This window comes from Nonomuraea sp. CX421 (assembly GCF_059358955.1).
This window is the reverse complement of the sequence record NZ_JCADBK010000020.1, coordinates 27,824-42,625: the sequence shown is the minus strand read 5'-3', so window position 1 is coordinate 42,625 and position 14,802 is coordinate 27,824. Positions and strand designations below refer to the sequence as shown.

Here is a 14,802-nt window from a genome sequence, read left to right as displayed (position 1 = left end):
AAGCAGACTTATCCGATTATGAGGGTGAAGTGCGATCACCGGGAAGAGTGATCGTCGCGATCACCCCGCCGTCCGGCGCGTTGGCCAGCCGTACGTCTCCCCCGGCCTCGGCCACGGCCTGCGCCACGATCGCCAGGCCGAGCCCCGACCCGGGCAGGCCGCGCGCCGACGGCGACCGCCAGAAGCGCTCGAAGACGTGCGGCAGATCCTCCTCGGGGATGCCCGGCCCGTGGTCGCGGACGGTCAGCGTGCCGCCGTGGAGGCCCACCTCGACCTGGCCGGGACCGAACTTCCCGGCGTTGTCGATGAGGTTGAGCACCGCCCGTTCTAGAGAGGCGGCGTTGCCGACGACGTACCAGGGTTCGAGGTCGGTGGTGACCTCCGCGCCGCGCAGCCTGGCCCGGTCGACGGCGGCCCGCACCACGTCGTGCAGGGCCACCTCGACGTGCGGCTCGTGGTCGGTGTCGCCGCGGGCCAGTTGCAGCAGATCGCCGACGAGCGTGGACAGCTCGGCGAACTGCGCCTTCACGTTGACCAGCAGCCGCTCCTTGGCGCCGGGATCGAGCTGCCGGCCGGTCTGCTCGCTGCGCAGCAGCAGGTCGATGTTGGTGCGCAGGGTGGTGAGCGGGGTGCGCAGCTCGTGGCCGGCGTCGGCGACGAGCTGGTGCTGCCGGTCGCGCGACCCCGCCAGGGAGGCGGTCATGGCGTTGAACGAGGCGCTCAGCCGGGCGATCTCGTCGGTGCCCTCGACCGGGATGCGGGTGTCGAGATCCTCGGTCTGCGCGATGTGCTCGACTGCCTTGGTCAGGCGGCCCACGGGCGCCAGCCCGGCCCGCGCGACGGCCATCCCGGCCCACGCCGCTCCCAGGACACCGAGCGCGGCCACGGCGCCGAGCAGCAGCGCGACGTTGCGCAGGGTGTCCTTCAGCTGGTCGATCCGCTTGGCGTCCATGACGGCCATGCCGGGGCCGACGTTCTCGGTGAGGATCCGCATCGGGGTGCCGTCCGCGGTGGTGCCGTTGTGCAGGTGGGACCTGCCCCCCTGGGCGGCGATGCGCAGGTCGTACGGCGTGATCGTCAGAGCCGGGCCCATGTGGCAGGTGGGCCGCCCGTCGCTGTAGATCACCTGGGTGGACTCGGGCGGCCGGTACCGGCCCGTCGGCTGCTCCGGCGAGGTGGTGCAGTGCTTCATCAGCCAGTCGAGGTCGTTCTGCTTCTGGTACGAGTTCTGCGCCTTGGCGGGAGACGGCACGAGGGCGCGGTCCACCTGGTCGTACAGCTGCTTGCGGACGATCATGAAGCACGCGCCGGCGCTGATCGCGATGGCCAGGGCCACCGCGACCGTGACCAGGAGCGTCAGCCTGGAGCGCAGGCTGCCCCATCTCATGACGCCGCTCGCAACACGTACCCGACCCCGCGGACGGTGTGGATCAGCCGCGCCTCCCCGCCCGCCTCGGTCTTGCGCCGCAGGTACATCACGTACACGTCGAGCGAGTTGGACGTCGGCTCGAAGTCGAACCCCCAGACCTCGCCGAGGATCTGGTCACGCGTCAGCACCTGGCGCGGATGCGCCAGGAACAGCTCCAGCAGGAGGTATTCGGTCCTGGTCAGGTCGAGCGGCCGGTCGCCCCTGGTGACCTCCCGGGTGGCCGGGTCCATGCGCAGGTCGTCGTAGGACAGCACGCTCTCCTGGGCGCCGGCGCCGAGCGCGCCCCGCCGCAGCAGCGCGCGCACCCGCGCCAGCAACTCGTCCAGCTCGAACGGCTTGACCAGGTAGTCGTCGGCCCCCGCGTCGAGGCCGGAGACCCGGTCGCCGACGGCGTCGCGGGCCGTCAGCATGAGCACCGGCACGTGGTTGCCGGTCGCGCGGAGCCGGCGGCAGGCGGTCAGCCCGTCGAGCCGGGGCATCATGACGTCGAGCAGCACCGCGTCGTAGCTCTCACCGGACAGCCGCTCCAGCGCCGCCTGCCCGTCGTTGGCCGTGACGACCCGGTACCCCTCGAACTCCAGGCTCGACTGCAGAGCCTCGCGCAGCGCGGGCTCGTCGTCCACCACCAGCAACCGCGCCGACTCGCTCATGCTCACAAACCTAAGGGAGCATCATGAGAACGCTATGAAGTCCTCTTGAGGTCCTCCCCTGGCGTCCCTGACGTCGATCGCCCCTGTCAGCCGACGCCATCCGACAAGGGCGGGAGGACCTGTCGGGGTCGGGACTGTCCGGGTCGGCGCCGGGACCGTCGGGGCCGTCACGTCAGGAGCGCCATGGCCGCGTTGTGGCCGGGGATGCCGCTGACGCCGCCGCCCCTGCGGGCGCCGGCGCCGCACAGCAGGATCCGCTCGTGCTCGGTCTCCACACCCCAGCCGCCCTCGTCCGCGTACGGCCAGCTCAGGTCGCGGTGGAAGATGTGGCCGCCGGGCAGCCCGGCCTCGTCTTCGAGATCGACGGGGGTCTTGGCCTCGACGCACAGGCCGCCGTCGGGGGCCCGCAGCAGGCAGTCCTCGATGGGCTCGGCCAGCACGCGGTTGATGGAGTCCAGGGTGGCGCGCAGCGCCTCAACCCGCGCCTGTTCCGGATTTTCCCGGAAAAGGCGGGCGGGCATGTGCAGGCCGAACAGCGTCATCGTCTCCGCCCGCCCGCGCAACTCGGGGCCGAGGATGGACGGGTCGGTCAGCGAGTGGCAGTAGACCTCGGCGGGCGGCAGCTCGGGGATCCGGCCGGCGGCGGCCTGCGCGTAGGCCCGGGCCAGCTGGTCGCGGCTCTCGTTGATGTGGAAGGTCCCGCTGAACGCGGCCCTCGGGTCCACCGCCGCGTCCCTGAGCCGGGGCAGCCGGGTCAGCACCATGTTGACCTTGAGCTGCGCCCCCTCCGGCGTGCTCTCCGGCCTGCCCCGCACCCGGTCGAGCACCCGGTCGAGCACGGCGGGCGGCAGGTTTACCAGCACGTGGCCGCCCGTGACCGTGTGCTCGCCGTCCTCCGTCCGGAACGTGACCTCGCCCGAGGGGGAGATGCCGACGATCTCCGCTCCGGTCCTGATCTCCGCCCCGGCCCGCCTGGCCGTGGCCTCCAGCGCCCCGGAGACGGCGCCCATGCCGCCCACCGGCACGTTCCACTCTCCGGTGCCGTCGCCGATCACGTGGTAGAGGAAGCACCGGTTGGCCAGCAGGTCCGCGGCGGGGTCGGCGAACGTGCCGATCAGCGCGTCGGTCAGCACCACGCCGCGCACCGTGTCGTCGCCGAACCGCTCGTCCACCGTCTGGCCGATGGGCCGCCCGAACAGGTCCCGCCACGCCTCGGCGCCCACCAGCCGCTCGATCTCGCCAGCGGTCCTCAGGGGTTCGAGCAGGGTGGGCGCCAGGGTCCGCGCGACCTCGCCGGCCATGGCGTAGAACTCCTGCCATGCCTTGTGGTCGGCGTCTCCCCCGGTGACCTCCCGGAACGAGGCCGCCGTACGGTCCGCGTCGCCGTTGTCGACGAGCAGGCCCGTGCCGCCCGTGGGCGTGTAGGAGGCGTAGCGGCGGCGGCGCAGCTCCAGGTCGAGGCCCAGGTCCCGAACGATCTTCGTCGGCAGCAGGCTGACCAGGTAGGAGTAGCGCGACAGCCGTACGTCCACGCCGGGAAAGGCTCGGGCGGAGATCGCCAGCCCCCCGGTGTGGTCCAGTCGCTCCAGCACCAGCACCCGCCGCCCCGCCCTGGCCAGGTAGGCGGCGGCGACCAGCCCGTTGTGCCCGCCACCGGCGACGACGATGTCATAGATCCCCATATCGGCACAATACGGCCCAGAGCACCACAACCACAGTCCTCCACGGTCACGGAAGGTGTCCGGTCAGGGGCGGCTGGCGATCGTGAGCAGGGTCGCGGCCGGGCCGGCGAGGAGGCGGCCCCGTCGCCACACCGCGCGCAGGTTGCGCACGAGGTTGAGCCCCGCCAGCGGCACCTCCACCAGCCGCCCGGTGGCCAGCTCGGCCTCGACCGCGTAACCGCTGAGTACGGCGGGCGCCGACCCCGCCTGCGCCGCCCCCTTGACCGCCGCGTTGGACCCCAGCTCCAGGCGCGGGCTGGCCTGGCGCAACTCCCTGAACGCCACGTCGAGCGTCTCCCGCGTGCCCGACCCCGGCTCGCGGACGACGAGCGGCGTGGCGGCCAGCTCGGGCCCCCTGAGCACGGTACGGCGACGCGTCCAGGGATGACCGGGCGCCACCACGACCACCAGCCGGTCGGTGCCCACCACCCGTCCGGCGAGCCCGTCGGGCACGGTCGGCCCCTCGACGAAGCCCAGCTCGACATCCTCGGCCAGCACCCGGGCGGCGACGTCGGCGGAGTTGACCACGTCCAGCCCCACCTGCACGTCGGGGTCGCGGTCCTGCAACTCCCCCAGCCAGCGCGGCATCAGGTATTCGGCCACCGTCATGCTCGACGCCACCCGCAGGTGGGCGGCCCCGCTGTGCCGTACGGCCTGCGCGGCGCGCGTGAGCTCCCGGGCCGCGGCCAGCACCCGGGTGGCCCAGCCCGCCACCATCCGGCCCTCGGCGGTGAGCGTGGAGCCGCGAGGTGTCCGTTCCAGCAGCGGAAGGCCGAGCCGGCGCTCCAGCAGCGCGAGCCGTTTGCTGGCCGACGGCTGCGTGATGCCCGACGCCCTGGCCGCCCGCCCCAGGCTGCCCAGCTCGCCCACGTCGACCAGGAGCTGGAGCGAGTCCAGGTCGGGCAGTGCACTCATAGCCTCAGGCTATGACCTGCCAGGCAACCCACGGCTACCGGAACCGGCGGGGCCTCAGAAGACTCGGGGCATGCCCTTCGCCGATCGTCTGCCCGGTGTCGCCGCGGCCCTGGCGGCGGTGGTCTTCGCCCTGACCGCCCACCACTTCGTGCCCGCGTTCAGCCCGGCGATGGTCGCCGTCGTCACCGGCGCGGTCGTGGCCAACGTGTGGGGGATCGGCGAGCGGCTGCTGCCCGGCCTGCGGTTCGTGGCCAGGCGGGTGCTGCGGGTCGCGATCGTGCTGCTCGGGCTGCAGATCGCGGTGCCGCAGCTGCTCGCGCTGGGCTGGCAGGCACCCGCGATCATCGTGGTCGCCACCGGCGTCACGTTCACCCTCACCCCGCTCGCCGGTCGCCGCCTCGGCCTGCCGCCCGGCACGTCGCTGCTGGTCGCCGCCGGGGTGTCCATCTGCGGCGCCGCGGCCGTCGCCGCCATGCGCCAGAGCACCGACGCCACGGACGACGACGTGGCCGCCGCGCTCAGCGTCGTCGTCCTCTACGGCAGCGCCGCCATCCTCGTGGTCCCCCTGGCGGCGACGTGGCTCGGACTGTCCGGTCCGCAGCTGGGAGTCTGGACGGGCGCGGCGGTCCACGAGGTCGCCCAGGTGGCGGCGATCGGCTCGGCCACCGGCGTCCTCGCCACGGCGGTCACCGTCAAGCTCGGCCGTGTCGTGCTGCTGGCCCCGATCATCGCCCTGACGACCGCACGACGGCGATACGCCGAGAGCATCGCCGTCGGCCGCGGTGCCCGCGCCGACGCCGGCACCGCGCGCGGGGCTCACCCCACGAAATCCGCCGGTGCGCCGGTGGTCCCGTTGTTCGTGGCAGGGTTCCTGGCGATGGTCGCGCTTCGCGGCACCGGCCTGGTGCCGTCACAGGTCACGGCGGTGGTGCCGGAGGTGACCGGCATCCTGATGGCCGCCGCCATGTTCGCCCTGGGCACCGGGATCGACGTCCGTACGCTGGTCAGGGCCGGCCGGGTGCTGGCGCTCGGCGCGCTCGCCACCGGATGCGTCGCGGCCGTCTCGCTGGCGGGTGTCCTGATCCTGACCTGACATCCTCGCCCGCAGGAGGGGATGATCGGACAGACAGCCTTATCAGGCACATAGCGTGCCCGATTTCGCACAAAATCCGTGAAATACACTTAGGCACGCTATTTATCTGGATTCACACCGGATCACATGAGGAGCACCGGACCCACATGCGCGACACCGCAGACCCCATACTCCAGCAGTCCGACGAGGTCGCCGAGGCCCTGGCCGCGGGCGCGCCGGTGGTGGCGCTGGAGTCCACGATCATCTCCCATGGCCTGCCGCAGCCTCGCAATCTGGAGGTCGCCAGGGAGCTGGAGGGGATCGTCCGGGAGGCGGGCGCCGTGCCCGCCACGATCGCGGTGCTCGACGGCGTCGCCCGCGTCGGGCTGGACGAGGCCGAGCTGGAGCGCGTCGCGACCGAGCCGGGGCTGCGCAAGCTGGGCCAGCGCGACCTGCCGGTGGCGGCGGCCCTGAAGGCGAGCGGCGCGACGACCGTCTCGGCGACCTCGTTCCTGGCCGCCCGCGCCGGCATCCGGATCTTCGCCACGGGCGGGCTCGGCGGCGTCCACCGGGGCTGGACCCAGGAGCAGGACGAGTCGGCCGACCTCGACACCCTGGCCCGCACCCGGATCACCGTGGTGTGCGCCGGCGTCAAGTCGATCCTCGACGTGCCCGCGACGCTGCAGCGCCTGGAGACCCGTGGCGTGACCGTGGCGGGCTACCGTACGGACACGTTCCCGGGCTTCTACCTGCACTCCTCCGGCGAGCCGATCGACTGGCGGATCGAGTCGCCCGAGCAGGCCGCGGCGATCATGCGCGGCCAGGACTCGTTCGGCGGCCAGGAGAGCGCGCTGATCGTGGCCAACCCCGTCCCGGTGGACCAGCAGCTCGACCCCGTCCTGCACGACCGCGTGCTGGCCGAGGCACTCGCCGCGGCCGAGCGCGAGGGCGTCACCGGGCAGGCGATCACCCCGTTCCTGCTCGGCTACCTGGTGCGCGGCACGGGCGGAGCCTCGCTGGAGGCCAATCTGGCGGCGGTCCGCGGCAACACGGCCCTGGCGGCGCTGATCGCGCTCCGCTGGGCAGAGCGGTGACCGGCGGGGGTCTGCTCGTCATCGGCGACGTCATCACCGATGTGGTGGCGATCCACGGCGCTCCGGTGCTGGCGGGCACCGACACCGCCGCGGACATCGCGCTCCGGCCGGGCGGCTCGGGCGCCAACACCGCCGCCTGGGCCGCCCACCTGGGCGCCGACGCGCGACTGCTGGCCAGACTCGGCTACGACAGCAGCGAGTGGCACACGACGGAGCTGGCCCGAACGGGAGTCCGGCCGCACGTCAGGGTGGACCCCGCCCATCCCACGGCCGTGGTCATCGCGATGGTCGACGGGTCGGGCGAACGCTCCATGCTCACCAACCGCGGCGCGGGCGGCCGCATCTCCGTCGACGACTGGGATCCGTCCCTGCTCGACGGGGTGGGCCGGCTGCACCTGTCGGGCTACCTCCTCTTCGCCGAGCCGGGGCTGGAGCTGGCCAGGCTGGCCATCTCCGAGGCGGCGGCCACGGGTGCCCGCATCAGCGTCGACCCGGCCTCCACCGGCCCGCTGCGCGAGTTCGGCGTGGACCGGTTCCTGCGCGAGACCGCCGCCGCCGACCTGATCATCCCCAACCTCGACGAGGCCCTCCTGCTCACCGGCGCCCCGTCACCGGAGCGCGCCGCCGAGCTCCTCAGTGACAGGTACGGCACCGCCGTCGTGAAGCTGGGATCCAAAGGCGCCGCGGTGGCGACAGGAGGGCGAATCCTCGCTACTGCCGAAGCGTCGCCCGCCAAGGTCGTAGACTCGACCGGAGCCGGAGACGCGTTCGCAGCCGGATATCTCACAGCTTTTCTCAAGGGCGCCGACGAAGCGGCAGCTCTGCAGGCGGGTTGTCAGGCAGGTGCCACATGCGTGGCCCTGGTGGGCGGTCGGCCACGATACGGTTTGGAAGTGAACCGTCTTTACCCTATTCACACCGATTGATAGCTTGCCGCGTAGGCTGCACCATTAGCCACATGCGTAATTCCTAGCAACGCGGCTCACTCTGGGGAGGATAAGGTCCGCCGATGGACGTCGAGTCATCGATCTGCCTGAGCGACCTGGTCCCTGCCCTGCGCTGGAGCCGTCCCCAGCAGGTCGCGGAGGCACTGGGCGATCCGCGGCTGCCGACCGGCTGGTGGTCGTCGCTCGCGCTGTCGCGGGCCCTCGGCACGGCCGGGCTCGACTGGATCTGCGAGCGGCTGGCCCGCCTGGCCGCCTCCCGCTGGGACCACCTGCCCCTCACCGACCTCCTGCCCGCGCTCACCGTTCACCAGGTCGACCCGGCGATGCCCGGCTGGCCCGAGGCCACCCGCACGGCGGTCACCGGCCTGGGCGGCTGGCATCGGCTGCGCCGCCTGGCCCCCGGTGACCTGGTGACGCCCTCGATCTCTCCCGAAGTCGTGATCGGCGCGGTGTTCCGCGAGGTGCTCGGCCAGCTCCAACTCCAGCTCGACGCGTCCCGCCCCGCCGCCGTCTCGCCCGTATCCACGGGACACCCGGAGGCCACCCGCCCCCTGCTCCCGCGCGGCACCGTTCCCGGGCAGCGTGAGGGAGCCGCCGTCCAGGGCACGACGGGCCCGGCCCACCCCGAAGCCACTCCCCAGACCGGTTCCTTCTCCGGCCAGCCCGGCGCCGCCTCTCCAGCGGCCGGGCTCCCGGCCCGGGGCGTCCCTCAGTCCGGTTCGTTCACCGCCCAGCCGTCAAGCGGCGGCTATCCCGCGCAGCCCGAGGGCGCACCCCGCACCGGCGGTTATCCCGGCCGATCCGATGCCCCGTCCCGAGCCGGCGGACACGCCGCCCAGGCTGCCCAGCCCGACGGCGGCCCGCAGACCGGCGGCTTCCCCGCCCTGCCCGGCTCCGCGTCCCAGACCGGCGGCTTCCCCGCCCAGCCCGGCTCCCCATCCCAGACCGGCGGCATCCCCACACTGCCCGGCTCCCCATCCCAGACCGGCGGCCTCCCCGCTGTGCCCGGCTCCGCGTCCCAGACCGGTGCCACCGCCCAGCCCGGATCCACGCCACAGACCGGGGGTTATCCGGCGCGACCAGGCGCGACCCCCCAGACCGGCGGCTTCCCCGCCCAGCCGGCCTCGGGCCCGCGAACCGGCGGCTATGCGGCGCAGCCCGGCTCCGACTCACAGAGCGGATCGGCGCCGTCAACCGGATCCGGCGCGCGGAGCGACTCGGCCTCCCAGACCGGCGGCCTCCCCGCCCAGCCCGGCTCGGCACCCCAGACCGGCGGCTTCCCCGCCCAGCCCGGCTCGGCACCCCAGACCGGCGGCTTCCCGGCCCAACCCGGCCCCGCCCCCCAGACCGGCGGCTTCCGGGCACAGGGTGAAGGAGGGGCCGCACGACAGACCGGATCCTTCCCCGCCCAGTCCAACGGCCTCCCGCAGCGTCCGACCGGCGACCGCCAGAAGGCCGACCCGCTGGCCGGCACGCCCAACGGGCTGTCCGGCGCGCCCCACACGGGCCCGCTGCCGAGCGTGAGCGGTGCCGGCGCCTACGGCGGCACCACCGAGCAGGCCGCCACGCCCCCGCTGTCCGACACGGACCACGCGATGGTCCGGGTCGTCGACAGCCTCTTCCGCAGCCTGGACAAACTCGAGCTCGCCGTCGCCGTGCACCGGCTGTTCGCCGAGGACCCGATCAGCCTGCGCACGCTGGCGCACAAGATGCTCGTCGATCGCGACGTGCTCTCCCAGGCCCAGCGCACGGCGGAGGAGCGCGTGCTGCACTGGCTGCGTTCGTCGGAGTCGGCTCCGGTGACCGGGCACATGTTCCGGCTGACGGAGTGGCTGGGCGCCGCCGCCACGGAGGAGCAACTGATCGGCGCCGACCCGGCGCACCCGGTGATGGTGCCGTCGCTGCGCACCCCGCTGTGGCGGGTGCTCGTCACGCTCATGCCCGACCGCCGCCTGCAGGACGGCTGGCTGGTCATCGGCGACCTGCAGCGGCTGCAGGACCGCACCCGGCAGCTTCTCGCGACCCGCACCTCCGACGTCGACGTGGTGGAGGTGCTGAGCGAGCTCGGCATCCGCGCCCACTCGGCCAAGGCGTGGCTCGACGCCCTGCCGCCGGAGTCCGCGGCGCACCCCACGGCCTCCTCCCAGGCTCCGGCCCAGCCGCTGCCGCGCCGCACTCCCGGCGCCAACGGCCACCACCACCGCGGCGGACAGCCCATCCCCGCGGCCCCGGCGGGGTCGATCGACCCGTCGGCGGCGCTGGCCACGCTGTCGGCCCTGTCGGGCGGGCGCTCGCCGATCCTTCCCAGCCTCGCCGGCGCCCCGTCCACCCCGCCGCCTCCGCTGCCGAGCCCGTCGTCCGACCCGCGCCGCTGGCAGCGCATAGAGGTCACGCCCGAGCATCTGCGGGGCGGCCCGGTGCCGGTGCCGGAGGGCTACGCCACCCAGCTCGGCATGCGCCCGGGCACCCTGTTGTCGGTGACGGGCCCGGGAGACAACGCGATCGTCCTGGTCTGGCAGGGGCACCAGCCGGTCTTCGACTCGCTGCAACCGGTGCTGATGCGCCTCAACGCCCGCCCCGGCGACCAGGTGTACGTGACGGTCGACGGCTATCGGCTGGAGGCGCAGCTCACGGGCTGACCTCAGGCGAGCCCGTCGAGGTCCTCGAACAGGCGCAGGCGGTGCGCCGTGGCGGCGGCCTCACCCCGTGAGGCGACGCCGAGCTTGGCCAGGATGTTGGACACGTGCACGCTGACGGTCTTGACCGCGATGAACAGCTGACCGGCGATCTCCCGGTTGCTGTGCCCGGCCGCCACATGGCGCAGCACCTCCAGCTCACGCGCGGTCAGCCCCAGCGGCGGGCCGTCGACCGGAGCCCCGTCGGCGAGGGCGATGCGGGCGCGCCGGGCGATGCCGTCGAGCTCGGCCAGCAGGGGCGCGGCACCGAGTCGTTCGGCGAACTCACGGGCCCGGGTCAGCCGGCTGGCGGCCTGCTGCCGATCTCCGCACGCCAGCGCCGCCTGGGCGGCACGGGCCAGCGCGCGAGCCTCCGCGTACGGCTGGCGCAGCGCCGCCCAGGCGGCCACGGCCTCGTCCAGGGTCTTGAGCCGGTCGGCGGCCTCGTCGCCGCCGGACTCCGGGCCGGCCACGGCGGCGAAGGTCAGGCGCTGGGCCTGCTGGAGATCGCCGTCCACGCCGAGCCGCCCGGCCAGCGACCGCAGCTCCGCGAGCAGCGGCCCGCCGAACTGGGCGAACGTCACCAGCAGCGGCCACGAGTAACGCGGGCTGGCCATCAGGTCCTGCTCGCGCAGGGTGCGCGCGGCCAGCTCGCCCGCGTCGTCGGCCCGGCCGCCCGCCAGCAGCAGCTCGAACTCCCTGCGCACGTGCGGCAGCACGCTCTGGTCGCGGAACGTGCCACGCGACAGGACGGCGCGCGACTTGGCCCACAACCGCTCGGCCGACTCGATCTGGCCGCGGGCCAGCGCGAGGTCGCCGGCCAGCCCCTGCAGGCTCGCCTGGATCGGCGGCGGCGGCACGAGGTCGAGTGCGTGGTCGACGACCTCCAGCGCCTCGTCCCAGCGTCCGAGCGACACCAGGGGCTCGGCCAGGTTGATCGCCAGGAACGCGCCCGAGGTGCGGGCCAAACCGTGTCGCTCGGCCTCGGCGATGCCCTCGCGGGCCACCCGGGCCGCCTGTTCGTGGCGGCCGGCGCCCTCCAGCGCGTCGGACTCGGAGATCGCGCACCGCATCAGCGCGTTGTAGGAGCCGGACGTGGTCGCGATGCGCCGCGCCTCGGCGAACGCCTCGACCTGCCGGTCGATCTCGGCGTAACGGTAGCGTCCCCAGGCCAGCGTGATCAGCGCGTTGGCCTCGACCGGGGCGTCACCGGCCGTGTGGGCGAGCTCGGCGGCGTGGCCCGCCGCCTGGAGCTTCTCCGGCCGGTCGCCGGGCGCGTGCAACATCCGGGCGAGGCTCTCCAGCACCTGGGCGCGGAGCCTGACGGGGGCTCCGTCGGGCAGCAGGGCGGCGGCCTCGCGCAGGTCGTCGATATAGCCGGGCCGGCTCAGGTCGTAGCGGACGAGCCCGCGCTGGCGCAGCAGCCGGGCGGTCCTGATGGGGTCGGCGGCACGGTCGACCTCGGCCAGGGCGGCGCCGGCGAGGGTCAGGCCACGCTCGAACTCGCCGGCGAGGTGGGCGACGGTGATCGCCTGGCGGAGCACGCCGACGTGGTCGATCCCGATGCGCTGCTCGGCGTCGGGCACCTGCCGCCACAGCTCCAGCACCCGGGACAGCATCCGGAGCTGCTCGCCGTAGGCGGTGGACCTGCGCGCCGCGGCGGCGGCGTGCCAGGCGCTGACCAGGGCCCAGTCGGCGTCGCGGGCGGCGTGCCAGTGGTGGGCCAGCTCGATCGCGCCGCGCGGCGCGGGCAGCACGGACAGGTCGCGCTCCAGCGCCTGGGCGAAGCGGGTGTGCAGGCGGATGTGCTCGCCCGGCAGCAGGTCGTCGTGCAGCGCCTCACGGATCAGGGCGTGGCGGAAGGAGTAGCCCTCGCCGTCGACCACCAGCACGTTGCCCGCCACCGCGGGCCGCAGCGCGCGAGAGAGCGCGGCCTCGTCGAGGCCGGCCACGCCGGACAACAGGTCGTGCTCGATGTGCTGGCCACCGGCGCTGGCCACCCGCATCAGCTCCTGGGTCTCCTCGGGCAGTCGCTCGACGCCGGCGAGCAGCAGGTCGCGTAGCGACTCGGGCAGTGACTCGTCGCCGCCGGCCTCGCTGAGCAGGGCCTCGACGAACAGCGGGTTGCCCTCGCTGCGCGCGTAGATGAGGTCGATGGCGGACGTCGACGGCTCGCGCTCCAGGATGCTCGCCGCCTGGGCGACGACCTCCCGGCGGGTGAGCCTGCGCAGCTCCAGCCTGGTCACCCAGTCGACGCGGCTCAGCTCGGCCAGCAGCGGGCGGAGCGGGTGGGTGCGGTGCAGCTCGTCGGACCGGTAGGTGACGGCGATCAGCAGGGCGGCGTCGGAGCGCTGGTAGCGCACCAGGAACGTGAGCAGGTCGCGGGTGGACCGGTCGGCCCAGTGGGCGTCCTCGACGACCAGGACCACCGGCCGGTCCTCGGCCAGCCGCTCCAGCAGGCCCAGCACCTGCTCGAACAGCCGGGCACGGGCATCGGAGCCGTCGCGGTCGGGCTCGCCGAACTCCGGCAGCAGCCGGGCCAGGCCGCGGGTGTCGCCGCCGGGCACCAGCGCGGCGACGCCGTCTCCGCCCAGCTCGCGCACGAGGCCGCGCAACACGGCGGAGAAGGGCGCGAACGGCAGCCCCTCGGTGCCGAGTTCGAGACAGCCGCCGGACAGGACCAGGGCGTCACCGGCGAGCGAACCGAACTCCTTGATCAGGCGGGTCTTGCCGACGCCCGCCTCGCCTCCGATGAGCACGGTGGAGGACGCTCCCGCGCGGGCGGCGGCCAGGGCGTCGACGAGCGCGGCGAGCTCGTCGGACCGGCCGACGAACAGGGGGCTCACCGGGTGGATGGTCACGCCCCAAGGATGCCACCCCGGCGCGGAGGGACGCGGCGCGCCCCTTAGCGCAGGACTTTGCGGAAGAACGTGGCCGACGCCTCGTAGCCGAGCGCGTGGTAGAACTCCGGCGCCCGCCGGGTGGCCATCGCGACGTAGCCGGCCTCACGCGAGCGGGCCCACTTCTCGAACTCCTCCAGCAGCGACCGGCCGATCCCCTGCCTGCGCGACCCGGTCCGCACCATGGCCTCCTCCACCCAGGCGACCGGGCCGTTGGCGAACAGCGTCAGGTGCACGAATCCGAGCAGGTAGCCGGTGACCTGGCCGCCGACCACGGCCGTGAGCAGCAGGGCGTCGTCGTTGCGGAGCAGCTGGGGCAGCGCCCGGTCGAACGCCTCGCGCTCGGGGCTGAAGGTCAGCCCGAACTCCCTGGCCAGAGCGAACACCTCATCCGCGTCGGCCTGCTCGGCCCTTCTGATGAGAAGGTCGTCACACGTCATGACCTGTGACCCTGAATCGTGCTTCATGCCCTGTCCAATCCGGCTCAGCTCGTCAGCGCCTTGACCGCCTCTTTCACGATCTCCTCCGCGCCCTTCATGAGCACGTCCTCGGGCACCGGCCTGGTGTCGCCACCACGGGCCAGGATCTCGCCGCCCTCGTTGTCGGTGCCGTGGTAGCGGACGTTGATCGTGGTGTTGCCCATGACGACGTACGTCCAGACGTTCGTGGTGCCCTTGAGGTTGCCCGTGTACATGGCGTGCGCCTCGTCGCCGACGCCCTCGAACGTCCTCATCTCACCGTACGTGCTCAGATACTGCAGGCCGGGGTTCTCCTCCTTGGTGCCGGCCATGTCGCGCATCGAGCGGAAGTTGGACTCGGCGTCCTCCCTGGCGTCGTCGACCGTGGGCCAGACGTTGACGGCCAGGGAGATGCTGCGCCATTCGAGGTAGCCGTTCTTGATGTTCTTGCCTTGCGGGGTCCATTCGCAGCCCTTGCGGAGGGCGCCGTAGCCGTCCTTCTGGACGCCCGGAGCCGACTCGGACTTGGGCGCGAGCCGGGTGGTCAGGCTCGCCGGGAGCAGGTCGCACACTTCGGGCACGGCCTTCAGCGCCGGGAAGGTCGAGGTGGCCGCCGGGGTCTCGGAGCCGGCCGACGTGGGCTGCTCGGAGGCGGTGGGCGGGCCGTCGGACGGCAGCGCGGAGGGCAGGTCCACCGTGGGCGGTGGCGTGGACAGCGCGACCGGCGGGGTGCCCTGACCGGCGTCGCGCACCGCGATGAGCCCGCCGCCGAGCACCGCCACCGCGGCGGCGCCCGCCAGGATCCCCTTGGCCCACCCCGGCGCCTTCGACGTCGCGGGACGCTCACCCCCGGCGTCCGGCCAGTAGGAGGCGGGAGGGACCGGCGGTGCCTGCGGAGCTCCTATCATGGCCACCCCCTATGTTCGGTTATGGCAAATGAG

11 protein-coding genes are annotated in these 14,802 nt (G+C 73.6%); 4 read left to right on the top strand and 7 right to left on the bottom strand.

Annotated features, from left to right (window positions below; translation table 11 throughout):
- Positions 1-16: 16 nt before the first annotated feature.
- From AC5L3X_RS28785 to AC5L3X_RS28770, 4 genes are all read right to left on the bottom strand, one after another.
- Positions 17-1,387 carry a sensor histidine kinase gene (locus tag AC5L3X_RS28785; protein ID WP_189126994.1) on the bottom strand — a complete coding sequence of 457 codons (1,371 nt, stop codon included), beginning with the start codon at positions 1,385-1,387 and terminating at the stop codon, positions 17-19.
- Positions 1,384-2,079 carry a response regulator transcription factor gene (locus AC5L3X_RS28780; protein ID WP_494861055.1) on the bottom strand — a complete coding sequence of 232 codons (696 nt, stop codon included), beginning with the start codon at positions 2,077-2,079 and terminating at the stop codon, positions 1,384-1,386. Before AC5L3X_RS28780 ends, AC5L3X_RS28785 begins: the two co-directional genes overlap by 4 nt.
- Before the next feature lie 167 nt (positions 2,080-2,246).
- Positions 2,247-3,761: a phytoene desaturase family protein gene (locus AC5L3X_RS28775; RefSeq protein WP_494861053.1), complete on the bottom strand. Its 1,515-nt coding sequence runs from the start codon at positions 3,759-3,761 to the stop codon at positions 2,247-2,249.
- A gap of 63 nt (positions 3,762-3,824) precedes the next feature.
- Positions 3,825-4,715: a LysR family transcriptional regulator gene (locus AC5L3X_RS28770; RefSeq protein WP_494861051.1), complete on the bottom strand. Its 891-nt coding sequence runs from the start codon at positions 4,713-4,715 to the stop codon at positions 3,825-3,827.
- Positions 4,716-4,785: 70 nt separating this feature from the next.
- Between AC5L3X_RS28770 and AC5L3X_RS28765 the strand changes: the two genes are divergently transcribed.
- From AC5L3X_RS28765 to AC5L3X_RS28750, 4 genes are all read left to right on the top strand, one after another.
- Entirely contained in the window at positions 4,786-5,808 is a 1,023-nt protein-coding gene (locus AC5L3X_RS28765; protein WP_494861049.1) for a YeiH family protein, read from the top strand.
- Between the two features lie 146 nt (positions 5,809-5,954).
- On the top strand, positions 5,955-6,881 hold the full coding sequence (locus AC5L3X_RS28760; RefSeq protein ID WP_494861048.1) for a pseudouridine-5'-phosphate glycosidase: 927 nt from the start codon (positions 5,955-5,957) through the stop codon (positions 6,879-6,881).
- A complete protein-coding gene (locus tag AC5L3X_RS28755; RefSeq protein ID WP_494861046.1) occupies positions 6,878-7,807 on the top strand; it encodes a carbohydrate kinase family protein in 930 nt (309 codons plus the stop codon). Before AC5L3X_RS28760 ends, AC5L3X_RS28755 begins: the two co-directional genes overlap by 4 nt.
- A gap of 83 nt (positions 7,808-7,890) precedes the next feature.
- On the top strand, positions 7,891-10,467 hold the full coding sequence (locus AC5L3X_RS28750) for a hypothetical protein (protein WP_494861045.1): 2,577 nt from the start codon (positions 7,891-7,893) through the stop codon (positions 10,465-10,467).
- Positions 10,468-10,469: 2 nt separating this feature from the next.
- On the opposite strand, the gene AC5L3X_RS28745 is transcribed toward AC5L3X_RS28750, so the two are convergent.
- From AC5L3X_RS28745 to AC5L3X_RS28735, 3 genes are read right to left on the bottom strand one after another with little or no spacing between them, the layout of a single operon-like run.
- The gene (locus AC5L3X_RS28745; RefSeq protein ID WP_494861044.1) at positions 10,470-13,364 is read right to left on the bottom strand and encodes a helix-turn-helix transcriptional regulator; all 2,895 of its coding nucleotides are present in this window, start codon (positions 13,362-13,364) and stop codon (positions 10,470-10,472) included.
- A gap of 44 nt (positions 13,365-13,408) precedes the next feature.
- Positions 13,409-13,843: a GNAT family N-acetyltransferase gene (locus AC5L3X_RS28740; protein ID WP_189127075.1), complete on the bottom strand. Its 435-nt coding sequence runs from the start codon at positions 13,841-13,843 to the stop codon at positions 13,409-13,411.
- 44 nt (positions 13,844-13,887) lie between these two features.
- A complete protein-coding gene (locus AC5L3X_RS28735) occupies positions 13,888-14,769 on the bottom strand; it encodes a hypothetical protein (RefSeq protein ID WP_494861042.1) in 882 nt (293 codons plus the stop codon).
- Between the last annotated feature and the right edge of the window lie 33 nt (positions 14,770-14,802).

Excerpts from the sequence above, each read along its gene's own strand:
- AC5L3X_RS28785 (WP_189126994.1), bottom strand. The coding sequence starts at position 1,387 with ATGAGATGGGGCAGCCTGCGCTCCAGGCTGACGCTCCTGGTCACGGTC.
- AC5L3X_RS28780 (WP_494861055.1), bottom strand. The coding sequence starts at position 2,079 with ATGAGCGAGTCGGCGCGGTTGCTGGTGGTGGACGACGAGCCCGCGCTG.
- AC5L3X_RS28775 (WP_494861053.1), bottom strand. The coding sequence starts at position 3,761 with ATGGGGATCTATGACATCGTCGTCGCCGGTGGCGGGCACAACGGGCTG.
- AC5L3X_RS28770 (WP_494861051.1), bottom strand. The coding sequence starts at position 4,715 with ATGAGTGCACTGCCCGACCTGGACTCGCTCCAGCTCCTGGTCGACGTG.
- AC5L3X_RS28765 (WP_494861049.1), top strand. The coding sequence starts at position 4,786 with ATGCCCTTCGCCGATCGTCTGCCCGGTGTCGCCGCGGCCCTGGCGGCG.
- AC5L3X_RS28760 (WP_494861048.1), top strand. The coding sequence starts at position 5,955 with ATGCGCGACACCGCAGACCCCATACTCCAGCAGTCCGACGAGGTCGCC.
- AC5L3X_RS28750 (WP_494861045.1), top strand. The coding sequence starts at position 7,891 with ATGGACGTCGAGTCATCGATCTGCCTGAGCGACCTGGTCCCTGCCCTG.
- AC5L3X_RS28740 (WP_189127075.1), bottom strand. The coding sequence starts at position 13,843 with ATGACGTGTGACGACCTTCTCATCAGAAGGGCCGAGCAGGCCGACGCG.
- AC5L3X_RS28735 (WP_494861042.1), bottom strand. The coding sequence starts at position 14,769 with ATGATAGGAGCTCCGCAGGCACCGCCGGTCCCTCCCGCCTCCTACTGG.